At 63.0% G+C, this 270-nt stretch carries 1 protein-coding gene; it reads right to left on the bottom strand.

The annotated features are described in order from the left end of the window. A partial coding sequence (locus KW846_RS29810; protein ID WP_218486475.1) for a hypothetical protein occupies positions 1–270 on the bottom strand: 270 nt, incomplete at both ends.

Below are 270 nucleotides of genomic sequence, written 5' to 3'. Positions count from 1 at the left end.
AAGTACCGTAGGTGCCGGTGAAAGTACCGGGGGTGATCGGGCCAGTACCTTCACCGATGGTTACCCGGTCGGCGCCTTGCACGTCGTTGGTCAGCACGTTGCCGTTGAGGGTCAGCAGGGTTTCCGACGCCGTCGAAGCATTACTGTCGTTCACGCCTTGTGGCAGGTCGTCGACGATGTTCACGTCCAGTGAACCGGTCGCGGTGGTGCCGTTGTCGTCGACCGCGGTCACGGCGAACTGTTCAGGCAGGGTGTTGGCGCCGTTGGCGG

Origin of the sequence: Pseudomonas sp. PDM32, assembly GCF_019219225.1 — a bacterium.
GTDB lineage: Bacteria > Pseudomonadota > Gammaproteobacteria > Pseudomonadales > Pseudomonadaceae > Aquipseudomonas > Aquipseudomonas laurylsulfatiphila.
Note: the sequence above shows the minus strand (reverse complement) of the source record. Positions and strands in the feature narration are given on the sequence as shown.